Genomic DNA, 269 nt, shown 5'->3' with positions numbered 1-269 from the left:
GAGTCACTGTCAGAGTCCGAGTCACTGTCAGAGTCCGAGTCACTATCGGAATCAGAATCGCTGTCGGAGTCGGAATCACTATCAGAATCCGAGTCTGAGTCGCTATCTGAGTCTGAGTCGCTATCGGAATCTGAGTCACTATCACTGTCCGAGTCAGAATCACTGTCGGAATCAGAGTCACTGTCCGAGTCAGAATCACTGTCTGAGTCCGAATCGCTATCGGAATCGGAGTCACTGTCGCTGTCCGAGTCACTGTCGGAATCAGAATC

General features: G+C 50.9%; 1 protein-coding gene. It reads right to left on the bottom strand.

The window, feature by feature from the left end:
- Positions 1–269, bottom strand: a 269-nt coding sequence (locus IV54_RS06340; RefSeq protein WP_049121616.1) for a hypothetical protein, incomplete at both ends; no start/stop codon positions are given.

It is taken from the genome of Levilactobacillus paucivorans (assembly GCF_001437125.1).
In the GTDB taxonomy this organism is placed as follows: Bacteria; Bacillota; Bacilli; order Lactobacillales; family Lactobacillaceae; genus Levilactobacillus; species Levilactobacillus paucivorans.
Note: the sequence above shows the minus strand (reverse complement) of the source record. Positions and strands in the feature narration are given on the sequence as shown.